Raw genomic sequence first — 21,095 nt, 5'->3', positions numbered from 1 at the left:
CATCGGCGCAACGTACGGGTCCGGCGAGGTACCGAAGGTCGCGCGGTGGCCGGCGGCGAAGCGCCCCGCGTTCGTGGATCCCCGCCGGTCACGACGGCGGCCTCCCGTCGGATCGGCCCGCTGCAGGGGCAGGTGGGCGCGCACGAGCCGCGCCAGCCGCAGGTGACCGAGCGGGGTGGTGTCGAGGTGGTGACGGAACCCTTACTGCAGGGCGCTGGTCCCGGGTCCGGCGGCGATCTCGGCGAGCTCCGGGGGGGCCTCGATGTGTGCGATGCCGCGGCAGGAGCGACGATGCCGGGTCCGGGCAGTTCCGGGCGGGGGAGATTCCGTCCGGCAGGGGGGGTGCCCTGCGTCCCGTCCACGGAACCGCACATCGCCAGCCGAACTCCGACGACCGCGTCAGCCGCCCGCCGTGGGCCACTCGGTGTCGGCGACACTCCGCCGCGGTGCACCGCAACTCGACGATCGGTCCCGCTCCCGGCGAGGAGTTCATGACAGACGACCGCGAACCGGCCGGCAGTTCCGACCGGCTCGGTGACGCTGTGCACATCGCCGTGGGGCCGCTACCGTCGTGCCGTCCGATGACACGACTGCCTGCTCAGCAGCGGCCCGGACCTTGCGCGGCGCTGAGCACCGACCAGCTGACAAGAGTGAGGCCCGACCGGATGACCTCCGACGACCCATTCGCCCGTGCGGCCGAGAGCGTCGGCGGCCTCGATGCCGGTCACTCCGACAGCGAGTTCGCTCTGCACCCGGCCGACGCAGCAACCGTGGCGGAGCTCAGTGAGTCCCTGCGAGCGGCGTTGGCCACGTCCGCTCGTCGGCTCGTCGACACCCGGGTCGACTCGCCGCACAGCACGGCGATGCTGCACACCGTCGTCGCGAGCGCCCTGGACATGATCCCGTCAGCGGCGGGCGCGAGCGTGACGATGATCGACCGCCACGGAGCCATCACCACACACGCCCCCTCCGACGATCGGGTGGCCGGAGTCGACGAGTTGCAGGCGTCCTTGCGCGAAGGCCCCTGCATCGACGCCCTGCACAGCGTCGGCGACGGGGTCACCGACGTAGCCGACCTCGGTGAGGAGGGCCAAGTCCCGTGGCCGCGGCTGGCTCCGCACGTCCGCAGGGCGGGTTTCGCCGCGGTTCTGTCCTTCCAACTGTCCGCCGGTCGCTCAGCAGGCGCGCTCAACATCTGGGGGCGCGAGCCGGGCGGCTTCAGCGAGCACGAGCGGTTGCTGGGGGCACTGTTCGCCGACCAGGCCGCCGTTGCGCTCGCCGGGGCACGACGGGCGACCGAGCTGACTCGGGCTCTGATCAATCGTGAAGCCATCGGCAGGGCCAAGGGGGTGCTGATGGAACGTTTCCGCATCTCCGACGGCGAGGCGTTCACGATGCTGATCGAGTCCTCGCAGAGCACGAATCTGAAACTCGCCGATGTCGCGACCTGGGTGATCACCGATGCCCAGGCGACCTACGCCGGTGAACGAGCAGCCGGTGCCGTCGACCCACCGTGAGACCGCGCACGACTCACGGCCCTGACTCGTTCCTCGACGTGCACGTCGCCCCTTCTGCGATGTGACCGTGCACGTTCACTTCTGCGGAGCGGCGACGACGTAGTCGTCGGGCAAGGCCTCCCCGGCCAGGTGCGCGTCGAGGATCTCCCGTACCCCGTCGGCGATGCGGGCCTGCGCCTCCACCGTCATGCCGGAGTAGTGGATGGTCAGGGCATGGCGCGGCATGTTCCGCCATGGGTGGTCGGCCGGCGCGGGTTGGGGGTACCAGGTGTCGCCGGCGTAGCCCCCCAGCTGTCCGGACTCGCAGGCCTCTCGTACGGCGTCGGCGTCTGCGATGGCCCCGCGGGCGGTGTTGACCAGCCACGAGCCGGGCTTCATCGTCGCGAGCCGGTCGGCGTCGAAGAGCGCACCGGTGTCGGACGTCAGCGGTGTCGCCGCGCAGATCACGTCGGAGGTGCGCACCAGCTCGTCGAGCCGGGCGTAGCGGACCCCGAGGGTCGCCTCCTCGGCCGGGGTCCGCCGGTGCCGCGCGTAGTAGAGGATCGTCACGTCGAAGGCCTTGAGCCGCAGGGCCGTCCGGGCGCCGATCGCGCCGAGCCCGAGAAGACCGACGGTCTTGCCCTCCAGATCGTGCGCCTCCTGCGCGGCGTCGGCGACGTCCCAGCGGCCCTCGGCGACCTGGCGGTGCGCGGGCACGAAGTTGCGGACGAGCGCGAGGATCTGCAGCACGTTGTGCTCGGCCACGCTGACGACGTTGGAGCCGGTCACCTCGGTGACACTGATGCCGCGGGCGGTGGCCGCGTCGGCGTCGACGTGGTCGGAGCCGACTCCCGCGGTGATGACGAGCGAGAGACGGCGCGCCTTCGCCATACGGTCGTCGTCGAGGTAGACCGGCCAGAACGGGGTGGTGATCAGCACCTCGGCATCGGCGAGCTCGCGGTCCAGCTGCTCGCCGGTGTCGCTGGTGGCCACCAGCTCGTGCCCGGCTGCGGAGAGGTGGTCGGCGAGGTCGAGTCCGCGGGCTGCGCTCGCGACGACATCGGGGTGGTGCTCGGGGTGGTCGTCCGGATAGAGGACGGCGACGACCTTCACGGGGTCCTCCTCACGAGGGGGTGGTCTACCCGCGGCGGCTACCCGGACCGGCCGCGGGCAATCACCCAGCGGGAAGCGCAGCCGGTCCTGCAGGGGGCTCCGCCGGGGATCCGGTCGGGCGCACCACGGCCCGGCCGGAGCCCGACGGGGGAGGCATGTCGTGCCCCCGGCCGGGTAGGCAGCCCGTCCGGAGGAACTCAGGTCAGGAGGCCCGGTGCATCACTTCTCGAAGGACGAGTCCGTCATGGAAGCCCCGGGCGGCCCGGTAGGTCGCGGAGGCCCGGATCCGAACCCGCACGATCCCGTCGACCGGATCGCCTCGAATCCGGACGCGCGCGCTCCCGGGCCGGATCCCGCCGAGCAGGCCGCGCGCGCGGGCGGAGATCCCGGATCCGTCGTAGTGGGTGGCCCGGACGTCTCGGCCGGGGGCGAGATCGGGCCGGACACCATCGTCGTCGGTGTGGACGGGTCTGCGGCCTCGCGCGCCGCGCTGCGCTGGGCGCTTGCCCACGGCGGGGCGGCCGGCGTCCCGGTGGTCGGTGTGACGGCGTGGCACAGCCCCGTTCAGACCTCGCCGCGTCGGGCTGCGGGCCGGCCGGGGATTGCCGAACGGGCCCTGGCCGAGGCCCGGGCCGCGGTGCGCGCCGCGCAGGCCGGAGCCGAGGTCCCGGTGCTGACCGGTCACGGCCGTCCGGCCGCCGTCCTCACCGAGCACTCGGTCGGGGCAGCGATGCTCGTGCTAGGCAACTCCCGCCCGGGTGCTCTCACCGCTGTCACGTCGACGGTCGTGGAGTGCCTGCGGACAGCGTCGGTGCCGGTCGTCGTCGTCCCTGGGGCAGGGGAGTGACGTCGGGAACGCGGTACTCGTGAGCGATGCCACGTGTCGGTGGTGACGACGACCGAGCCGGCTACCCGGGCATGTCGGCGGCACACCCGGGTAGCCGACCCCGCATGACACACGATCTCAGCGCCCTGGCCCTGGTGTGCAGCCTCAAGTCCGGATCCGAACCGTCGAGCAGCGAGGTGATGGCGCAGCAGGTGCTCGACGCGTTGCGCGAACACGGCGTCGGAGGCGAGACGTTGCGGGTCGCCGACCACCAGGTGCTCCCCGGCACGGCCGCCGACATGGGGCCCGGTGACGCGTGGCCACAGATCCGCCGACGGATCCACGACGCCGACGTGCTGGTGTTCGCGACGCCGACCTGGGTGGGCCACCCGTCGAGCATCGCGCAGCGGGTCCTCGAACGTCTCGACGCCGAGTTGTCCGAGACCGATGACGAAGGACGGCCGGGCCTGTACGGCAAGGTCGCCGTCGTCGCGGTCGTCGGCAACGAGGACGGCGCCCACAAGATCGTCGCTGACGTGTTCCAGGCGCTGAACGACATGGGCCTGACCATCCCCGCGAACGGATCCACCTACTGGAACTCCGAGGCGATGAACCCGCGCGACTACAAGGATCTCGACGGTACGCCCGACGCCGTGGCCGCCACCATCGCGGCTGTGGGACGCAACGCGGCCCATCTGGCCCGGGTCCTGTCCACCCAGCAGTACCCGGCCGGCTGAGCCGGGAGTAGGCGGACCCCGGCTTCCACGTTCTCGGCGCGCCTACGGCAGCGTCATGGCGGTGAGTTCGGCGGTGGCGCGCTCGGCACGACACCGGTCGAGGGTCGCGTCGGCATCTCCGGCCCTCGGGTGCCTCTCACCTCCGAGCCTCACGACTCACAGCTGCTGAAGCACGCATCGTGCCTCGGAGGTTCTATGACTCCCGTGCCTGCGCCTTCCGACCAGTCCGTCGATCAGTTCGTCCGCGAGCGGTTCGAACGGCCCACCGCTGCGATGCCGACGAGCGCGCAACCAGATGTCGAAGCAGTTCGGCTCGGTGCCGCCGTCGCTCGCACTCGTAGCGGTTACACCGTGATCAGCTTTCACGGAGAGACCGACATATCCACCGACGTCCTGGAACAGGCCCGCCGCGGCGTCGAGGGGACCGACGGCGGCGACCCGGTCCGTCCTCCTCTGTTCACTTGACCCAACGATTCGATGCTGATCAAAATAGACGAGTGTCGAATCAGGAGCCGATCTGTCGATCGGTGCTCGTGGAGCGCCCCCTCGACGAGCCGGAGTCGACCGAACTCGCACGAGTGTTCAAGGCACTCGGGGAGCCGGTACGCCTGCGGCTGCTGTCGCTGATCGCCTCGCACGCGGGGGGCGAGGCGTGTGTGTGCGACCTGTCCGGAGTGTTCGAGTTGTCCGGCCCGACGATCTCGCACCACCTCAAGGTGCTGCGCGAGGCGGGTCTGATCACCGGGGAGCGCCGGGGGACCTGGATCTACTACCGCACGGTCCCGGCCTCCCTCGGTCGTCTCGCGGGCCTGCTCGGTCCCGCCGCCGACACCGACACGGCCCCTGCATCCACCGCACCTGCGAACTGACGCACGAGGACGGACGTGACCAACCAGAACACCACCGACGACGGTGCCGCTGTCGTCGCCCGGCTGTCGACCCTGGACCGCTTCCTGCCGGTCTGGATCATCGCGGCGATGGCGGCCGGCCTGTTGCTCGGCCGCCTGGTCCCCGGGCTCGCCCCGGCGCTGGACGCCCTGGCCGTCGACGGCGTCTCGTTGCCGATCGCGCTCGGGCTGCTGATCATGATGTATCCGGTGCTGGCGAAGGTCCGCTACGACCGCCTCGACACCGTCACCGGCGACCGCAGGCTGCTGCTGACCTCGCTGCTGCTCAACTGGGTCCTCGGCCCGGCGCTGATGTTCGCGCTGGCCTGGCTGATGCTGCCCGACCTGCCCGAGTACCGGACGGGTCTGATCATCGTCGGGCTCGCCCGGTGCATCGCCATGGTGATCATCTGGAACGACCTCGCCTGCGGTGACCGCGAAGCCGCCGCCGTGCTGGTCGCACTGAACTCGGTGTTCCAGGTCGTCATGTTCGGTGTGCTGGGCTGGTTCTACCTCTCGGTCCTGCCCGGATGGCTCGGCCTGCCGGTGACCGACCTCGACGTCTCCACGTGGGAGATCGTCACGTCCGTGCTGATCTTCCTCGGGATCCCGCTGCTCGCCGGTTACCTCACCCGCAGGCTGGGGGAGCGGGCCAGGGGGCGTGACTGGTACGAGGAGAAGTTCCTTCCCCGGATCGGGCCGTTCGCGTTGTACGGCCTGCTGTTCACGATCGTGCTGCTGTTCGCCCTGCAGGGCGAGGCCATCACCTCACAGCCCCTCGACGTGGCCCGCATCGCGCTGCCGCTGCTCGCCTACTTCGCCCTGATGTGGGCCGGCTCCTACGCCCTCGGGTGGGCCGTCGGCATGGGCTACGAGCGCACCACCACCCTCGCGTTCACCGCCGCCGGCAACAACTTCGAGCTCGCCATCGCCGTCGCCATCGGGGCGTTCGGCGTGACCTCCGGGCAGGCGCTCGCCGGCGTCGTCGGGCCGCTGATCGAGGTGCCGGTGCTGGTCGGGCTGGTCTATGTCTCCCTGTGGCTCCGCCGTCGCCTGTTCCCGGCACAGCCCGATGCGCTGTCCCGCACCTGACCCACCACGTCCACACCAGGATCGCCCGTCGACGAAGAAGGTCCGCCATGAGCGGTCCGTGGCGCCGCGACACCCTCTCGATCGACCAGCGGCTCGTCCCCTGCACACACGGTCGGCCCGGCCGCCGCCCCGCTCCGACATCGATCCCACCCCGGACCACCGATCCCAGGAGAGCACCCTGATGGTCGACGCCATCCCCGAAGTCCTGTTCGTCTGCGTCCACAACGCCGGCCGGTCCCAGATGGCAGCCGCCCTGCTGGACCACCACGCGGCCGGAACGGTCCGCGTCCGCTCCGCCGGCTCCGCACCGGCCGAGAGCATCAACCCCGCGGTCCGCGAGGTCATGACCGAGATCGGTATCGACCTCGGCACCGAGATCCCGAAGCGCCTGACCGCCGACGCCGTCGACGCCGCCGACGTCGTGATCACCATGGGCTGCGGCGACGCGTGCCCGGTGTTCCCGGGCAAGCGCTACCTCGACTGGCAGCTCGACGATCCCGCCGGGAGGACGGTCGACGAGGTACGGCCGATCCGCGACGACATCGACGCCCGGGTCCGTGCGCTGCTGGGCGAGCTGACCGGTGGCACCGCGGAAGCGGGACCGTCGTGACCGCCACCCCGTCGGTCCTGTTCGTCTGCGTCCGCAACGGCGGCCGGTCCCGGATGGCTGCCGGCCTCATGCGGGCCGCTGCCCGGGACCGGGTCGAGGTCCACTCCGCCGGCACCAGCCCGGGTACTGCCGTCAACGCCCTGTCCGCGCAGGTACTGGACGAGTCCGGTGCGGACATCACCGGTGAGACGCCCACGCCGATCGATCCTGAGCTGCTCCGGCGCGTCGACCTCGTGGGGGATGCGGCCCCTGTGGTCTCGTCCCGGAGCCCGCCCGGAGCACACCGCTCCCGGCGTTCCTCGTGAGCTCGGGGTCACACCGTCGCCGGTCGACGGACGGTGTGCACGGGGTGTTCGGAACGGTGCCGAGATCGCCCATCCGGGACGGAGCGGACGACGCGCGCCTCGCTATGATCGTCAGGTCTTCTGGACGACAGGGAGTGTCATGCGGCCTGCCAGTGTGTATCCGGTCCTGTGCACGGAGAAGATCGAACAGTCGAAGGACTTCTACGTGGGTCGCCTCGGCTTCGAGACGACGTTCGAGGCCGACTGGTACGTCAGCCTCCGGTCACCCGGCGCGCGTCCGTTCGAGCTCGCGTTGATCGCCCACGACCACCCGACGCTGCCGAGCGCCTACCGGCGGCCGGTGCAGGGCCTGCTGGTCAACATCGAGGTCGACGACGTCGACGCCGAGTGGAAGCGGGTCGTCCTCGACGGCGGCGTGCCCGCCGAGCTCGAGCTGCGGGACGAACCGTTCGGGCAGCGACACTTCATCGTCGCGGACCCGAACGGTGTCCTGGTCGACGTCATCACCCCCATCGAACCCACGGCCGAGTTCGCCGCCCTCTACGCCGAGGACGCCACCGCCTGAGTGACGGTCGGCTCCACGGCCGGGTCTCCGCGCAGTGCGTCGACCAGGGTCGGCATAACCACCTCCGCCACGGGGCGCCGGTACAGGTAGAAGTGTCCTCCGTCGAACGACAGGCGACGGAAGCCGGACGTCGTCTCCACCGACCAGAGGAACATGCGCTCGGCGATGACGATCGGGTCGTCGGTCGCGCAGAGCGCGACGATCGGGACCGAGGTACCGGTCGGTGGGCGGCGGTAGGTCTCCAGCGCCTCCAGGTCCGCCCGGATGGCGGGCAGCGAGGGCCGGAGCAGCCGGCCCACGTCGGCGACGCCGTCCGGTGCCCCGCCGATGCGGTGCACGTGCCGGACCAGCTCGTCGTCGGGGAGCCGGTGGGAGTAGGGCGGCCTGCTCGGGAAGCACGGCGGCTGCCGGGCCGACACCGCGACGAGCCGCGGTGCGGCTCCGCGTCGTTCGAGCGAGCGGGTGAGCTCGTAGGCCAGCACGCTGCCGAAGCTGTGCCCCACGACGACGGTCGGCAGCGGGTCGCGCGCCGCGAGCGCGTCGGCCAGAGCCGCCACGATCGGCCCGGTCCGGCGCAGCGGCTCCTCCGCCGACCGTGGCCCCCGGCCCGGCAGCTGGGCGGCGAGCAGCTCCACGTCGTGCGGGACGAGATCCATCCAGGACCGGAAGGCCGACGGCCACCCACCGGCGTGGGGCAGGACCACGATCCGGCCGACGGGCGCCGGCCGGTCCGCGCGGCCGGAGCGTCGTCCGAGCGCGGTGAGCCACCCGGTCACGAGGCCACCGCCGCGGCCGAGAGCAGCGGGTGGTGCGTCCGGAGGTGGTCGAGGACGCGCCGCTGGTGCGCGGCGACCCGCTGCCCGGGGAGGTTCTCCAGGGAGTGCAGGAACGGGTCGTCCGGAGCGGGCAGACCGGCGACCGCGGCGGCGACCGCGAGCAGCAGGGTGGGTTGGTACCAGGCCGAGTAGCCACCCTCGTGGGCCAGGACGATGCGCCCGGCGCAGAGCTCGTCCGCCAGCTCGCAGAGCGAGGTGACGACGCTGTGGAAGGTGCGGCTGGTGGCCATCATCCGGCCCATCGGGTCGTGGGCGCCGGCGTCGAGCCCCGCCGCGACCAGGACGAGGTCCGGGGCGAACGCGCGGGCGGCCGGGACGACGACCGACTCCATCGCCGCCAGGTACCCGCCGTGCCCGGTGCCCGCCGGGAGCGGCACGTTCACCGTGGTGCCCGCCCCCGCACCGGACCCGGTCTCGGCGGCCGTCCCCGAGGCGGGCGGGAACAGCCCGTCCTGGTGGAGCGACACGTAGCAGACGTCCGGGTCCTCCCAGAACACGCGCTGCAGGCCGTTGCCGTGGTGGACGTCGAGGTCGACCACGAGCACCCGGCGCGCCCCGTTCCGCTGGGCGACCCGGGTGGCGACGGCGAGGTTGTTGAACAGGCACAACCCCATCGCCCGGTCGGGCTCGGCGTGGTGGCCGGGTGGACGGACGAGGCAGTAGGCCCGCCGGTGCCCACCGGCCAGGACCTCCCGGACGGCCGCGGTGCAGGCACCGACGGCCAGCCGGGCGGCGGCCGCGCTGTGGTGCCCCGCGGGGGCGTACACCCCGGCGTCGCCGCCCCGGGCCGACGTGGCCTCCACCCGGTCGACGTGGGCGCGGGTGTGGACGAGGAGGAGGTCCGCGTCGGGAGCGGGTGCGGGGGTGTGGCGGGTGAACCGGTCGAGGACACCGGACAGCCGGACGAGCCCCTCCGCACGCCGGAGGTCCGGGTCGACCGCGAACTGTCGCAGCGGCTCCACCCCCGGGCCGACCGGGAGGTGGCCACTGCCCGCGCCCGGGTCGTGCCAGAAGCACAACTCGTGCGAGAACCATGCCGGCGGCGGCCCGGCCGGCCCACCCGCGGTCATCTCAGACCGCCGCGCCGGCGCGTACGACCGAGACGCCGGAGACCCGGGAGATGTGCCCGGTGTGGAACTCCCGGTCCGCAGCGGGGGTCCGCTTGGTGGTCAGGACCGTGTCGAGCAGCGCCAGCACCTGCTCGGCCTCGGACGTCGTCGGGGCCCGGTCGCCGATCTCGGCCTCGATCTCGCGGATCCGTCCGGCCGGGGCGATGACGCCCGCCTCGTACTCGGCCGTGTCGTCGTTGTGGTTGCGCGTGCAGGCCACCGCCCGCAGCACGGCACCGAAGAACGCCTTGCCGTTGATCTCACCCATGATGATTCCCTTCGGACGGAGCGGACGGTTCAGACGAGCCCGAGCCGGCGGCCGGCGCGGGCGAGGACCTCGACGGCGAGGTCGATGTCGTCATCGGTGTGGGACAGGTTCACGATGGTCCGCAGCCGGGGGAGGCTGCGCGGCACCGCCGGGTAGACGATGGGCTGGACGAACACACCGTCCGCCTGGCACAGCCGGGCGAGGTCCTGGGCCTGGGCGTCGTCGCGGCAGAGCACCGGCACCACCGGTGACTCGCTGTTCAACGTGTCGAAGCCGAGCCGGTGCAGCGCGTCGCGGTAGCGCCCGGTGCGGCGCCGCAGCTGCTCGGCCATCCCCGGTGCCGCCGTCATGACCTCGACGGCGGCCAGCGCCGCGGCCGCGTTCGCCGGGGTGACGGCGGCGGAGAACATCCAGCCGCGCGCGTTGTTCTTCAGCGCGAACACCAGGTCCGCGGACCCGGCGACGTAGCCGCCCGCGCTGGGAACGGTCTTCGACAGGGTGCCCATCTTGACCGCCACCCGCTCCGGCGCGATACCGAAGTGCTCGGTGATGCCGCGGCCGGTCCGCCCCAGCACCCCCAGGCTGTGGGCCTCGTCGACCATCAGCGGGGCGTCGTGACGTTCGCAGAGCTCGACGATGCCGGGCAGCGGGGCGAGGTCGCCGTCCATGCTGAACACGGCGTCGGTGACGACGAGCCTTCCGCCGTCGCCGGTCCGGCGCAGCGCCCGCTCGAGGTCGTCGAGGTCGTTGTGGGCGTAGGTCACGACCTGGGCCCCCGACAGCCGGTAGCCGTCGAGGATGCTGGCGTGGTTGTAGACGTCGCCGATCACCGTGTCACCGGGCCCCACCAGCGCGCCGACCGTGGCGACGTTCGCCATGTAGCCGCTGGAGTAGACGATCGCGTCCTCGGTTCCCAGGAACCGGGCGATCGCCAGCTCCAGCTCGCGGTGCAGATCGAGGGTCCCCGCCAGCAGCCGGACGCCGTGGGCTCCGGTGCCGTGCCGGCGCACCGCCTCCTGCACCCGGGCCCCGATGTAGTCGTGCCCGATCAGGCCCAGGTAGCTGTAGGAGGCGAAGTTCAGGTACCACCGCCCGTCGAAGCGGATCCAGGAGCCCGTCTCCTCCTCGACGACCGGTTCGTAGAAGTAGCGGCCCTCGGCGACGACGGCCCGGTCCTCCCGGGACAGGTCGTCGATGCGGCGGTCGAGGAACCCGCCGGACGGTCGGTCGGTCAGCCTGCCCGGCAGGGTGCGTCCCGGGACGCCCGCGGGCGCGGCCGGGAGCGTGGCGGGCTCCGGGCGACGCGCGGGCGCCGCGGGCTCGGGGAGTGCGTGCGTCCCGGCGGGCCGCGGGCCCGGCGCGGAGCCCGTGGGCGGTCCGCCCGCCGGGGACACGGGAACGGCGGCCGGCGGGAGGACGGCGGCCTGCGCGGGAACGGAGGGTCCGGGGACCGCGACGGCGGGCGACGGGGCGGCGGACCCGTCCGGCCCGGTCCGGAACCGGTCCCAGTCCGGCCGGAACGTCGCGGGGTCCGGCGTCGCCGGCCGCTCGTCCCGCGGGACGGGCCCGCCGGTCGGTGCGGGGGCCGGCCCACCAATGGCGGAGACGGGCGAGGGCCCACCGCCGGCCGTGGGCGTGGCGACCGGCGGGGGCGTCGTCGCCGGGGCGGGCGTGGCGACCGGCGCGGGCGGTGCGAGGGGCGTGGCGGTCGGGGCGGGGGGCGGTCCGAGGTGGTCGAGGAGGTCCTGCACCCGGGTGAGCTCGAACAGGAGCGCGGGGTCCACCTCGTAGCCCGCCTTCGCCAGGCCCGCGGTGATCTCGACGGCCATCATCGAGTCCAGCCCGAGCTCGAGCAGGTCGTCGCCCGGCGTGACCGCGGGCAGGTGCATCGTCGAGGTCAGGATGGAGCTCACGGACGTCCACGCCTCCGTGGTGCCCAGCGTGCTGGTCATCGGTTCGTCCTTCGGTCGGGCGGGTGCGGACAGGACGTACTGGCCGGGCGGGCGGCCCAGCGCCTCGGACAGCAGGGCCAGACCCGTGTCCGGTTCGAGCGCCGGGATGCCGCGGGCCGCGGCCGCGGCGACCACGTCCTCGCCCATCCCGGCGTTCCACAGGCCCCAGTCGAGGCTCCACCAGCGCTCCCCGTCGGACCGCCGGCGGGCGGCGTAGCCGTCGAGGAAGGCGTTCGCGGCGGCGTACGCGCTCTGCCCCAGGTTCCCCCGGACCGCGCTGATCGAGCCGAACAGGACCACCGCACCGGGGCGGTGGTCGCTGTCGAACAGCGCGTCGAGTGCCTGCACACCGGAGATCTTGGGGGCCAGGACCTGCGCGATCCGCTCAGGAGTGAGCGTCCGGGCCAGACCGTCCCGCAGCACCCCGGCCGCATGGACCACCAGGTCGAAGCGGTCGCGGCCCAGAGCGGGGTCCGGGTCGGTGACGTCGGTGGTGAGCACCCGTACCTCGCATCGCCCGCGCAGCCGGTCGATCCGGGCCGCCCGCCCGCCCGCGGGCGGGGTGCGTCCCACGAGCGTGAGGTGTGCGCACCCGAGATCGGCGAGCCGCTCGGCGGTGAGCAGCCCCAGCCCGGTCAGACCCCCGGTGACCAGGACCCGCTGTCCCCGCGGCTCGAACGGCGGCCCCTCCGCGGGGCCGGCCGGGCTCGCGTGCGGGACCAGGTGCGTCCCGTCGCGGAAGCGGTGCTCACCACCGTCGTACGGGACGGTGGGCGGTGCCGTCGGCGCGGACGTGTCGAGGTCGACCAGCGTGACCGGTGTCCGGGGGTGCTCGGTGCGCACCGAGCGGAACAGTCCCCACAGCGCGGTGTGGGCGGGGTCGGGACGCACGCCGTGGGCGTCCCGGGTGAGCACGGTCAGGGCCGGGACCGGCCGCGCGGTGGCCAGCACCCGTACCAGTGCGGCCGCCTGTTGCACCACGGCCGAGGGGTCCCCGCCACCGGCCGGGGCGTACACGACCAGCCCCGGCGGGTCGTCGGCCAGCCGGGACCGCAACGTCCCGTCGGCGACGGCGTCGGGGCCGAGACGTCCGGCCGGCTCCGTGGACCCGGGGACCTCACCCAGGACCAGCGTCCGCGGGGGCGTCGACGGTGCCGGGGACGGAGCCGTCGCGGCCCGCCAGCCGGGGACCGTCGTCGCACCGGGCGGTCGACCGGGCGCGGACCCGGTGGCCGGCCGGGGCCGGGGGACGGCGGGCCGGTCCGGACCGCCGGGGACGGCCCGCAGCACGATCCGGTCCAGCTCGAGGACGACCTCACCCTGTTCGGTGCAGACCGTCGCCCTGCCCCGGCACCCTGCCGCGTCCGGGCCGCCCGGGGTCCGTTCGACGAGGGCGAGCAGCGTGCCCCGGACCGGGCGCCGGACCGTGACCCGCCCGATGTACCACGGCAGGCACGGACCGGTCGCCCCGTCGTCGAGCAGCCCGAGCCCCTGCAGGACGGCGTCGAGCACGGCCGGGTCGACGACGGCGCCCGGCTCGGCGGCCGCGGGGCGCAGCACCCCGAACAGCCGGTCGCCGTCGCGGCGCAGGGAGCGGATCACCCGGTACCGCTCCCCGTAGGCGATCCCGCTCGTCGCGCGCCATCCGTCCAGGACCGACAGCGGGGTCTCCGGTCCGGCGGAGGCCTCCATGACGGCGGTGTCGAGATAGGTCGGAGGGGGCAGCGGCGCGCCGGCGGCGACGGCGCGGGCGTGCAGCCGGGCCGGTGCGACCGGGTCGGCCGCGGGGCGCGAGCGCAGGGCGAGCGCACCGTCGTCGGCGACGTCGACGCCGAGCTCGACCCCTCCGTCGCCGACGGTGAGCGGCTCGGCCAGCACCACGTGCTCGAGCCACCACCGCCGGGACGACCGCCCGGCGCCGACGGCCTGCAGCATCAGGTCGATCTGGGCCGCCGCCGGCAGCACCCCCACCCCGTCGATGCGGTGGTCGGCGACGACCGGGTCCTCGGCGGTGACCGTGCGGGGGGCGGTCATGTGACGAGCTCGAATCCGTCGCCGGCGACGACCCGCCCGTTGACCTGGAGATCGACGACGTGGGTGCCGGGGTAGTAGCGGCGGGTCGTGACCTCACGGACGGGGTGACGCTTCTCCAGCACGCGGCTCTCGCCGGGCCCGAGCTCGACCGCGGCGAGCTTGAACACCTTGGGCAGGGTCCGCCCGTTGCCCCGCACGTGGTGCACCACGTAGTCGACGGCGACGGTGTGCGCCCGCCGGTCGGTGTTGCGGATCTCGGCGCGCAGGGTGACCGACTCGCCGAGCCGGATGGTGGCCGGACTGAGCACCAGCCGGTCGGCCCGGACGTGCTCGCCGCCGGTCACGCCGGACAGGGCGAGCGCCCGCTGGTCCCCGTTCTTCACCAGCACGCGCAGCGCGTGCCTGCCGATCCACGCGCTCTCCGGGGTCGGGCTCTCCACCGCCCAGCGCTCCAGCACGTCCAGCACGGCGTCCGGGTGGTCGCGGGCGATGTCGTTGAGGTTGTTCGCGACGGACTTGCGGACGTAGGGCGACGGGTCCGAGCGCAGCACCTCCAGGACCTCCAGCACCGGAGCGGGGTCCTCGACGAACCGGTGCAGGGTCCGGGCCCACGGCAGCCGCGGCCGGATGCCCTCGCTCGCCAGACGCCGCACGTTCAGGCTGGGTGACCCCGCCCAGGACCGCACCCGGTCCATCGTGGCGTCGTGGTGGCGGTCGAGGTAGGGACGGATCGCGTACTCGCCGGTGTGCCTGCGGGTGATCTGCTCGATCGCGGCGAGCGACTCCTCCGGATGACCGAGGCCGTGGTCCTCGACGAACCGGGCCACCGGCATCAGGTACCAGCTGGTGTTGAACATGCCCTCGCCCTCGCCGAGCTCGTCGCCGAGGACCGACAGCAGGATCGCGAGTGCCTGCGGATAGTCCTCGGGCAGCCTGGTGCGCAGGCCGTCGGACAGGACCCGGACGCGGTCCTTCAGCTCGAGCGGGGGCACCAGCGCCCCGACCTCGGCCACGTAGCCGTCGAGGTCGAACGGCGGGTGCACCTGTGCCACCAGGCCGCCGAGCAGGCGGGCCGCCCCGCTGTCGAAGTGTCGCTTCAGGCCGTACTCCGTCATGGACGTACTCACTCTCCGGGGTCGCTGGGGAACCGGGCGTCGACGCTAGAGGCTCGTCCTATCGGTCGGCTTTCGCTCCTGTCGTCCGATGTCGTCGCCGACCCAGTAGCGGCTCCGGGCGAACGGGAACCGCGGGAGGTCCGCGATCCCGGGGCCGGGCCGCCGCGGCGCGCCCGCCGGGTCGACCTCGGGATCGGCGGTGTTGTGGTGGTCGCACAGGTGGCGGTGCAGGGTGTCGTCGCGTCCCCGCGCGAGGGTCGAGCGCACGAACCCGGCCTGCGGGGCCAGGTCCGCGGCCAGCCGGGCCAGCACGGGCTGGGGCCCGATCTCCCAGTAGCCGGCCGGGGCCGTGCGGTGCACCTCCGACAGCGCCTCGTGGAACAGCACCGGGGTCACGAGTCCGTCGGCCCAGGTCTGCGGGTCGGTCGCGGTCGCGTCGGTGTGCCGGGTCCCGGTCACCGTCGAGGTGAAGCCGATCTCCGGCGGCCGCAGCCCCGCCGTCGCGAGCTCGGCCCGCAGCGCCGGGACCGCCCCCGCCATGTCCCGCGAGTGGAAGGCGTGGCTGACGCTCAGCGGCGTCACCGCGACCGGTCGGGCGGCGGCGGCGAGGCTCGTCCGCAGGGCCGCGACGCGCTCGCGCGGTCCGGCGACGGCGGTGTTGGACGGGCCGTTGTGCGCGGCGATCTCCAGCTCCGGATGGTCCCGCAGCAGCCCGGCGACGGTCGCCCGGTCGGCGTGCACCACGGCCATCGAGCCGGTCGCCGGCTGGTCGAGCATGGCCCGTCCCCGGCTGGCGGTGACCCGCATGAGCTCGGGCAGGGCCAGGCACCCCGCGGCCCAGGCGGCGGTGAGCTCGCCGACGCTGTGCCCGATCACGTGCCCGGGGCGGATCCCCCAGGAGTCCAGCAGCCGGACCAGGCCCACCTGGACCGCGACGATCGCGACCTGCGCATGGTCGGTGCGGGTCAGCACCCGGGCCTCGGAGCGGAACAGCAGGTCGTGCAGCCCGACCGTGAGCCAGGGCGCCAGCAGGGACGCGCAGTCGTCGACGGCCGCGCGGAACACCGGCTCGTCGCGGTAGAGCACGGACCCCATGCCCGGGTACTGCGAACCCTGCCCGGTGAACAGGAACACGGGCGGTCCGCCCGCTCCCGTACCGGCCCGGGCGACCGGCGCCGCGTCCGGAGCCGTCGCGGCGACGGCGTCGAGACGCGCGGCGAGCTCGGCGCGCGTCGTGCCGTGCACGGCCACCCGGTGACGCTGACGGGCCCGGCCCGCGCAGGCCGTCCACGCGACGGCCGCGAGGTCGTCGTCGCCGGGCAGGGCGGCGACCGTGCGGGCGTAGCGGCCGGCGAGGTCGCGCACCGCGTCCTCGGTCGGCGCGGACACGGTCACCACGTGGTTCCGTCCGGCGGGGGCGGCAGCGCGGTCGACGACGGCGGGTTCCTCCAGCACGACGTGGGCGTTCACCCCGCCCATGCCGAAGGCGGACAGCGCCGCCCGGCGGGGCCTGCCGTCGACCCGGTCCCAGGGCAGCGGGTCGACGGCGGGGAAGAAGGGCGTGTCCTCGAACCGGATGTGGTCGTTCGGCCTGGTCAGGTGCAGGGTGGGTGGGATCGTCGCGTGCTCGAGGGCGAGCAGGACCTTGACCAGCCCGGCCAGCCCGGCGGCGGGTTCGAGGTGGCCGATGTTGGACTTCACCGAGCCGATGGCGCAGAACTGGCGACGGTCGGTGTGCGGACGCCAGGCCCGGGTCAGCCCGTCGATCTCGATCGGGTCGCCCAGGCTGGTGCCCGTGCCGTGCGCCTCGACCAGCGAGATGGAGTCGGGGGACACGGCGGCGTCGCGCAGGGCCGCGGTGATGACGTCGCGCTGGGCCGTCGGGCTCGGGGCGGAGTAGCGGCTCGTGCGGCCGCCGTGGTTGACAGCGGCGCCGATGACGAGTCCGCGGACCCGGTCGCCCTCGGCGGCGGCGTCACCCGCGCGGCGCAGCACGACCGCGGAGGCGCCCTCGCCGGGGACGAACCCGTCGGCCTCGGCGTCGAAGGCGGCGCACCGGGCCCGTGGGGAGAGGGCCCGCATCGCCCCCATCGAGGTGAAGTACTCCGGGCTGATCGCGGCGTGCACCCCCGCGACCACGGCGGTGTCGATGTCGCCGGACCGCAGGTGCGCCAGGGCGGTGTGCAGCGCGACCAGGGCCGATGAGCACAGGGTGTTGACGACCATGCTCGGCCCGGTCCAGTCCATCAGGTGCGAGAACCGGTTCGGGATCATCGCCTCGAGGCCCAGCCCCCGGCCGTCGCCGACGCCCAGCCGGGCGCGTTCCTCGTGGTAGTGGTCGTGGCTGTAGGCGATCCAGAGTCCGGTCCTGCTGCCCTCGGCGCGCGGTCCGATCCGGCCACCGTCCTCCAGCGCCTCCCAGATCGTCTCGTAGACGATCCGCGCCTGCGGGTCGATCATCGGGGCCTCGCGCGGCGAGATGCGGAACGGCGCCGGGTCGAACCGGTCGATCGAGGGCAGGAACGACGCGCGGGGCCCGGCCCCGTCGTGGCCGGTCCACCGTCCGGGTGGGAGCCCGTCGACGGTGTCGACCCCGTCGCGCAGCAGCTGCCACATCTGCTCGGGTGTCGAGGCGCCGGGCACCCGGATAGCCAACCCGACCACAGCGACGTCGCGCGCCCGGTCCCGGTCCGCCCGCCCGGCCGGATCCGGTTCGGCCGGTGCCGCCACCGCTGCCGCCGCGGGTGCTGTCTCCGGTGCCGCCGCGGGTGGTGTCTGCGGTGCCGCCGCGGGTGCCGTCTCCGGCGTCGCCGCCGGCGAGGGTGTCCGGGCGGGGGCCGCGGGTGGGGCCGTCCCGGCGACGGGGGGCCGCCCGGTCCCGCCGGTCCCGGCACCGGGGGTGACGGGCCGCTCGTCGCGCAGCGCGCGCACCAGTGCCGGCGCATCGTCGGCCAGGAACGCGGCGAACCGCTGCGGGGTCGGGAACTCGAAGAACACCGTCGGGTAGAGCGACAGGTCCCGGTCGCGGGACAGACGCTCGCTGAGCTCCACCAGCCCCACCGAGTCGAAGCCCGCGGAGAGGAACTCCTCGTCCGCGGCGTCCCGGCCGAGTCCGGTCTCGGCCAGGAACCAGTCCAGCACCACCACGGGCGCCGGCCGCCCGTCCGGGCCGGACGGGTCTCCGACCGCCTCCGGGGCCCCCGCGGTGACCGGAGCCGGGGCCGGCGCGGCCGCCGGAGCCCGGGCGGGCCCGTCGGCCGTCCGCACGGACGCCTCCGTGTCGGCCTGCGGGGCGAAGGCCGTGGGCGGCACCCGCTTGGAGGAGATGTCGCGCAGGACGAGCAGGACCTCGCCCTCGTCGTCGGTGACGGTCTGGGTGACCCGGCACGCCTCCTCGTTCCAGAAGCCGACCCGGGTGTGGACGAACGCGGCCCGCTCCAGCGACCCGTGCACCTGCACCGCGCCGATCGACAGCGGGATGAACACCGGTGCATCGGCCCGGCCGGCGATCGGGTGGTCGAGGTCGAGTGCGGCGATCGTGACGCTGTCGAGGAGGCCCGGGAACAGCTCGACCTCGACGTCGTTCCAGCGGCGCTGCCGTGTCCCCTCGATGCGGGCGAGCGTGCCGTCGGGGACGGCGGCGACCCAGGAGATGTTGCGGTAGTAGCGGCCGTGCCGGTAGCCGAGCGCCCGCAGCCTGCGGTACAGCGTCGTGCCGGACCGCAACGGCCCGCAGGTCCCCAGCAGGGGGGCGATGTCCAGCCGGGCCGGCGACCCCCCGGCGCCGGGGACGTAGCGCCCGTGCGCGTACGGCCCGTCCTGGCCGCGCAGCTCGAACGCGCCGTCGCCGGTCGCCCGGCACGTCACGAGCTCCGGGTGGGGCGCGCGCAGCGGGCGGTGGAAGACCAGGTCGGCCAGCCCGCCGAAGCCGCCGGTCGCGGCGACGGCCCCGGCCCGCAGCAGGTCGAGCCAGGCCATCCCGGGCAGCATCGCGGTCCCGAACACGGAGTGCTGGGCGATCGCGGTCTCACCGGGGCCGTGGAGACGCTCGAACGCGAATCCGTCCGGACCCTGCGGCTCCAGCACCCGCAACGGCCCGCCGGGCGCGGCCGAGCGCTGCGGTTCCCGCAGGTCCAGCACCCGTCCGTCGGCCTGGGCGACGGGTACGTCGGCCCGTCGGAACGGGCGGCCGCCGCGATGGCCGGCCCAGTCGAGGTCGTGTCCGTCGGTGTACAGCGCGGCCAGGACCGCGTCGAGCCGCCGGACGAGGTCGTCGGGTCCGGTCGTGCCGTCGAGGGGGCCGGGACCGCCGATCGGGCTCCCGCCGGTCAGCAGCGCCGCGACCGTCGCGGTGGGGTCCGGGTCGTCGCCCAGTGCGAAGGCGGCGGCCGCGGAGCCCGGGCCCTCGGCGGGCAGCGCCGCGCCGGGTGCCCCCAGGCCGACCAGCGCGACCGGCCAGGCGATCGCCCCGCAGAGAGCGGCCCGGCGGGCACCCCAGCCGTCGACCGGGTCCCCGGTCGCCTCGACGAAGCGGTCCACCAGACGCGCCACGGCCGGCACGTGCGCCGACAGCCAGGGCAACCACCGCGCGGCGTCGCCGCCCGGCACCGACGGCGCGGGGGCCTGCCGCGGTGCGGGCCCCGGCCCGGTGCGCAGCAGGGTGTCTCGCAGCGCTGCGCCGAGTGCGTCGGCGTCGTCGCCGCAGACGGCGACCCGCACGGCGCGGTGCGGCCGGGACAGCCTGCTGGTGGCGCAGGCGTCGTCGAGTCCGTCGCCGAACCGGGGGAGTGCCTCGAGCCACTGGGCTGCCAGCTCGCGCAGTCCGTCGTCGGTCCGCGCGGACAGCGTGAGCACGAACGGTCCGGTGCCGGCCGGCGGCGGCGCGGGCGTCGCCGCGGTGACCACGGCGTGCACGTTCGTGCCGCCGAACCCGAACGCGCTCAGCCCGGCGCCGCGGACCGGGACGGCCGGCCACGTCTCGGCGGCCCCGGTCAGCCGCAGCGGGCTGCCGTCGATCTGCAGACGCGGGTTGGGCTGCTCGACGCCCACGCCGGGGACGACCCCGTCGCCGAGCGCGCAGAGCAGCCCCGCCAGGCCGGCGAGACCGGCGGCCGAGTGCAGGTGCCCGATGCGCCGCTTGAGCGAGCCCAGCGCGACCGAGCCCGGCGCGGCCCCGTGCCGGGTGAACACCTCGGTGAGGGCGCGGACCTCGATCGGGTCGCCGATGGCGGTGCCGGTGCCGTGCGTCTCGACCATCTGCACCGAGGCGGGGCCGACCCGGCGGTAGACCTCGTCGAGGAGCTCGACCTGGGCCTCCAGGTTCGGGGTGGTGACCCCCATCGTCGCGCCGTCGTTGTTGGCGGCGACGTGCACGACGGTCCCCAGCACGCGGTCACCGTCCCGCTGCGCCGCGGCCAGCGGTTTCAGCACCAGCGCCACCGCGCCCTCCCCGGGCACGTAGCCGTCGGCACGGCGGTCGAACGTGCGGCACAGCCCGTCGGCGGAGAGCGCACCGGCCCCGTCGAGCAGCCGGAAGGTGAGGGGGTCGACGAGCAGGTCCACACCGCCGACCACGGCCAGGTCGCAGTCACCGCTGCGCAGGCTCAGGGACGCCAGCCACAGGGCGGTCAGCGACGACGAGCACGCCGTGTCGACCACCAGCGCCGGACCCGCGAGGTCGAGCCGGTCGGCCAGCCAGGCCGCGGCGAAGTTCTGGGACCGGCCCCACAGCGTCGCGGCGGGGGGCCCGGCGGGGGCCTGCGGGCCGGGCGTGCCCGCGTCGTAGCCGTAGGCGTTCATCCGGCTGCCGACGAAGACCCCCGCCCGCAGGCGTCGGCGGCCCCGGTACCCGGACTCCTCGAGCGCACGGGCACCGACCTCCAGCATCACCCGGTGCTGCGGGTCGATGCGGACCGCGTCCTCGGCGGACAGCCCGAACGCCTCGTGGTCGAACGCGTGCGGGTCCTGCAGGAACGCGCCCCGCAGATCCGGACGCGGGAGCAGCTCCGGGGCCCAGCGCGCGGCCGGGACCGGCGACACCGTGACGGTGTCCCCGGTCAGGAAGTCGCGCAGGTCGGTGACGTCCTCCGCCCCGGGGAGCCGGACGGCCAGTCCGATGACGGCCAGGTCGTGGGTCGGATGGTCGGTCAT

Annotated in this window: 16 protein-coding genes; 9 read left to right on the top strand and 7 right to left on the bottom strand. The window is 74.3% G+C overall.

Annotated elements, in window-relative coordinates; all coding sequences use genetic code 11:
* Positions 1-446: 446 nt before the first annotated feature.
* Complete coding sequence (locus KPF22_RS33205) at positions 447-1,517, top strand: GAF and ANTAR domain-containing protein (RefSeq protein ID WP_208818534.1); 1,071 nt, start codon at positions 447-449, stop codon at positions 1,515-1,517.
* A 75-nt stretch (positions 1,518-1,592) separates the two neighbouring features.
* On the opposite strand, the gene KPF22_RS17405 is transcribed toward KPF22_RS33205, so the two are convergent.
* Positions 1,593-2,609 carry an NAD-dependent formate dehydrogenase gene (locus KPF22_RS17405; protein ID WP_208818535.1) on the bottom strand — a complete coding sequence of 339 codons (1,017 nt, stop codon included), beginning with the start codon at positions 2,607-2,609 and terminating at the stop codon, positions 1,593-1,595.
* A gap of 244 nt (positions 2,610-2,853) precedes the next feature.
* On the opposite strand from KPF22_RS17405, the gene KPF22_RS17400 reads away from it, so the two are divergent.
* The 8 genes from KPF22_RS17400 (at position 2,854) to KPF22_RS17365 (ending at position 7,631) form a co-directional block, all read left to right on the top strand.
* On the top strand, positions 2,854-3,456 hold the full coding sequence (locus KPF22_RS17400) for a universal stress protein (protein WP_224402972.1): 603 nt from the start codon (positions 2,854-2,856) through the stop codon (positions 3,454-3,456).
* A gap of 104 nt (positions 3,457-3,560) precedes the next feature.
* On the top strand, positions 3,561-4,172 hold the full coding sequence (locus KPF22_RS17395) for a flavodoxin family protein (RefSeq protein WP_208818606.1): 612 nt from the start codon (positions 3,561-3,563) through the stop codon (positions 4,170-4,172).
* Between the two features lie 204 nt (positions 4,173-4,376).
* On the top strand, positions 4,377-4,637 hold the full coding sequence (locus tag KPF22_RS17390) for a hypothetical protein (protein ID WP_208818537.1): 261 nt from the start codon (positions 4,377-4,379) through the stop codon (positions 4,635-4,637).
* A gap of 32 nt (positions 4,638-4,669) precedes the next feature.
* The gene (locus tag KPF22_RS17385; protein WP_224402700.1) at positions 4,670-5,041 is read left to right on the top strand and encodes a helix-turn-helix transcriptional regulator; all 372 of its coding nucleotides are present in this window, start codon (positions 4,670-4,672) and stop codon (positions 5,039-5,041) included.
* Between the two features lie 15 nt (positions 5,042-5,056).
* Positions 5,057-6,151: an ACR3 family arsenite efflux transporter gene (arsB, locus tag KPF22_RS17380; protein WP_224402699.1), complete on the top strand. Its 1,095-nt coding sequence runs from the start codon at positions 5,057-5,059 to the stop codon at positions 6,149-6,151.
* A 181-nt stretch (positions 6,152-6,332) separates the two neighbouring features.
* On the top strand, positions 6,333-6,761 hold the full coding sequence (locus KPF22_RS17375) for an arsenate reductase ArsC (RefSeq protein WP_208818539.1): 429 nt from the start codon (positions 6,333-6,335) through the stop codon (positions 6,759-6,761).
* Positions 6,758-7,066: a low molecular weight phosphatase family protein gene (locus tag KPF22_RS17370; RefSeq protein WP_208818540.1), complete on the top strand. Its 309-nt coding sequence runs from the start codon at positions 6,758-6,760 to the stop codon at positions 7,064-7,066. The genes KPF22_RS17375 and KPF22_RS17370 overlap by 4 nt, the downstream gene beginning before the upstream one ends.
* Positions 7,067-7,205: 139 nt before the next feature.
* Positions 7,206-7,631 carry a VOC family protein gene (locus KPF22_RS17365; RefSeq protein ID WP_178374971.1) on the top strand — a complete coding sequence of 142 codons (426 nt, stop codon included), beginning with the start codon at positions 7,206-7,208 and terminating at the stop codon, positions 7,629-7,631.
* On the opposite strand, the gene KPF22_RS17360 is transcribed toward KPF22_RS17365, so the two are convergent.
* From KPF22_RS17360 to KPF22_RS17325, 6 genes are read right to left on the bottom strand one after another with little or no spacing between them, the layout of a single operon-like run.
* Positions 7,607-8,407 carry a thioesterase II family protein gene (locus tag KPF22_RS17360; protein ID WP_208818541.1) on the bottom strand — a complete coding sequence of 267 codons (801 nt, stop codon included), beginning with the start codon at positions 8,405-8,407 and terminating at the stop codon, positions 7,607-7,609. The genes KPF22_RS17365 and KPF22_RS17360 overlap by 25 nt on opposite strands.
* On the bottom strand, positions 8,404-9,537 hold the full coding sequence (locus tag KPF22_RS17355; RefSeq protein ID WP_224402698.1) for a class II histone deacetylase: 1,134 nt from the start codon (positions 9,535-9,537) through the stop codon (positions 8,404-8,406). Before KPF22_RS17355 ends, KPF22_RS17360 begins: the two co-directional genes overlap by 4 nt.
* A 1-nt stretch (position 9,538) precedes the next feature.
* Positions 9,539-9,844 (bottom strand): hypothetical protein, encoded by a 306-nt coding sequence (locus KPF22_RS17350; protein ID WP_208818543.1) that lies wholly within the window; start codon positions 9,842-9,844, stop codon positions 9,539-9,541.
* Between the two features lie 29 nt (positions 9,845-9,873).
* Positions 9,874-13,830 (bottom strand): aminotransferase class I/II-fold pyridoxal phosphate-dependent enzyme, encoded by a 3,957-nt coding sequence (locus KPF22_RS32720; protein ID WP_305080335.1) that lies wholly within the window; start codon positions 13,828-13,830, stop codon positions 9,874-9,876.
* Positions 13,827-14,945, bottom strand: coding sequence for a DNA alkylation repair protein (locus KPF22_RS17330; protein ID WP_208818545.1), 1,119 nt, complete (start codon positions 14,943-14,945; stop codon positions 13,827-13,829). The genes KPF22_RS32720 and KPF22_RS17330 overlap by 4 nt, the downstream gene beginning before the upstream one ends.
* A 45-nt stretch (positions 14,946-14,990) precedes the next feature.
* Positions 14,991-21,095 (bottom strand): type I polyketide synthase, encoded by a 6,105-nt coding sequence (locus tag KPF22_RS17325; RefSeq protein ID WP_224402697.1) that lies wholly within the window; start codon positions 21,093-21,095, stop codon positions 14,991-14,993.

This window comes from Pseudonocardia sp. ICBG1034, assembly GCF_020131375.1.
Lineage (GTDB): Bacteria > Actinomycetota > Actinomycetes > Mycobacteriales > Pseudonocardiaceae > Pseudonocardia > Pseudonocardia alni.
This window is presented reverse-complemented; position numbering and strand designations above follow the sequence as displayed.

Coding starts and splice junctions, on each gene's coding strand:
- KPF22_RS17395 (WP_208818606.1), top strand. CDS start 3,561: ATGACACACGATCTCAGCGCCCTGGCCCTGGTGTGCAGCCTCAAGTCC.
- KPF22_RS17330 (WP_208818545.1), bottom strand. CDS start 14,945: ATGACGGAGTACGGCCTGAAGCGACACTTCGACAGCGGGGCGGCCCGC.
- KPF22_RS17375 (WP_208818539.1), top strand. CDS start 6,333: ATGGTCGACGCCATCCCCGAAGTCCTGTTCGTCTGCGTCCACAACGCC.
- KPF22_RS17355 (WP_224402698.1), bottom strand. CDS start 9,537: ATGACCGCGGGTGGGCCGGCCGGGCCGCCGCCGGCATGGTTCTCGCAC.
- KPF22_RS17350 (WP_208818543.1), bottom strand. CDS start 9,844: ATGGGTGAGATCAACGGCAAGGCGTTCTTCGGTGCCGTGCTGCGGGCG.
- KPF22_RS17400 (WP_224402972.1), top strand. CDS start 2,854: ATGGAAGCCCCGGGCGGCCCGGTAGGTCGCGGAGGCCCGGATCCGAAC.
- KPF22_RS32720 (WP_305080335.1), bottom strand. CDS start 13,830: ATGACCGCCCCCCGCACGGTCACCGCCGAGGACCCGGTCGTCGCCGAC.
- KPF22_RS17325 (WP_224402697.1), bottom strand. CDS start 21,095: ATGACCGACCATCCGACCCACGACCTGGCCGTCATCGGACTGGCCGTC.
- KPF22_RS17365 (WP_178374971.1), top strand. CDS start 7,206: ATGCGGCCTGCCAGTGTGTATCCGGTCCTGTGCACGGAGAAGATCGAA.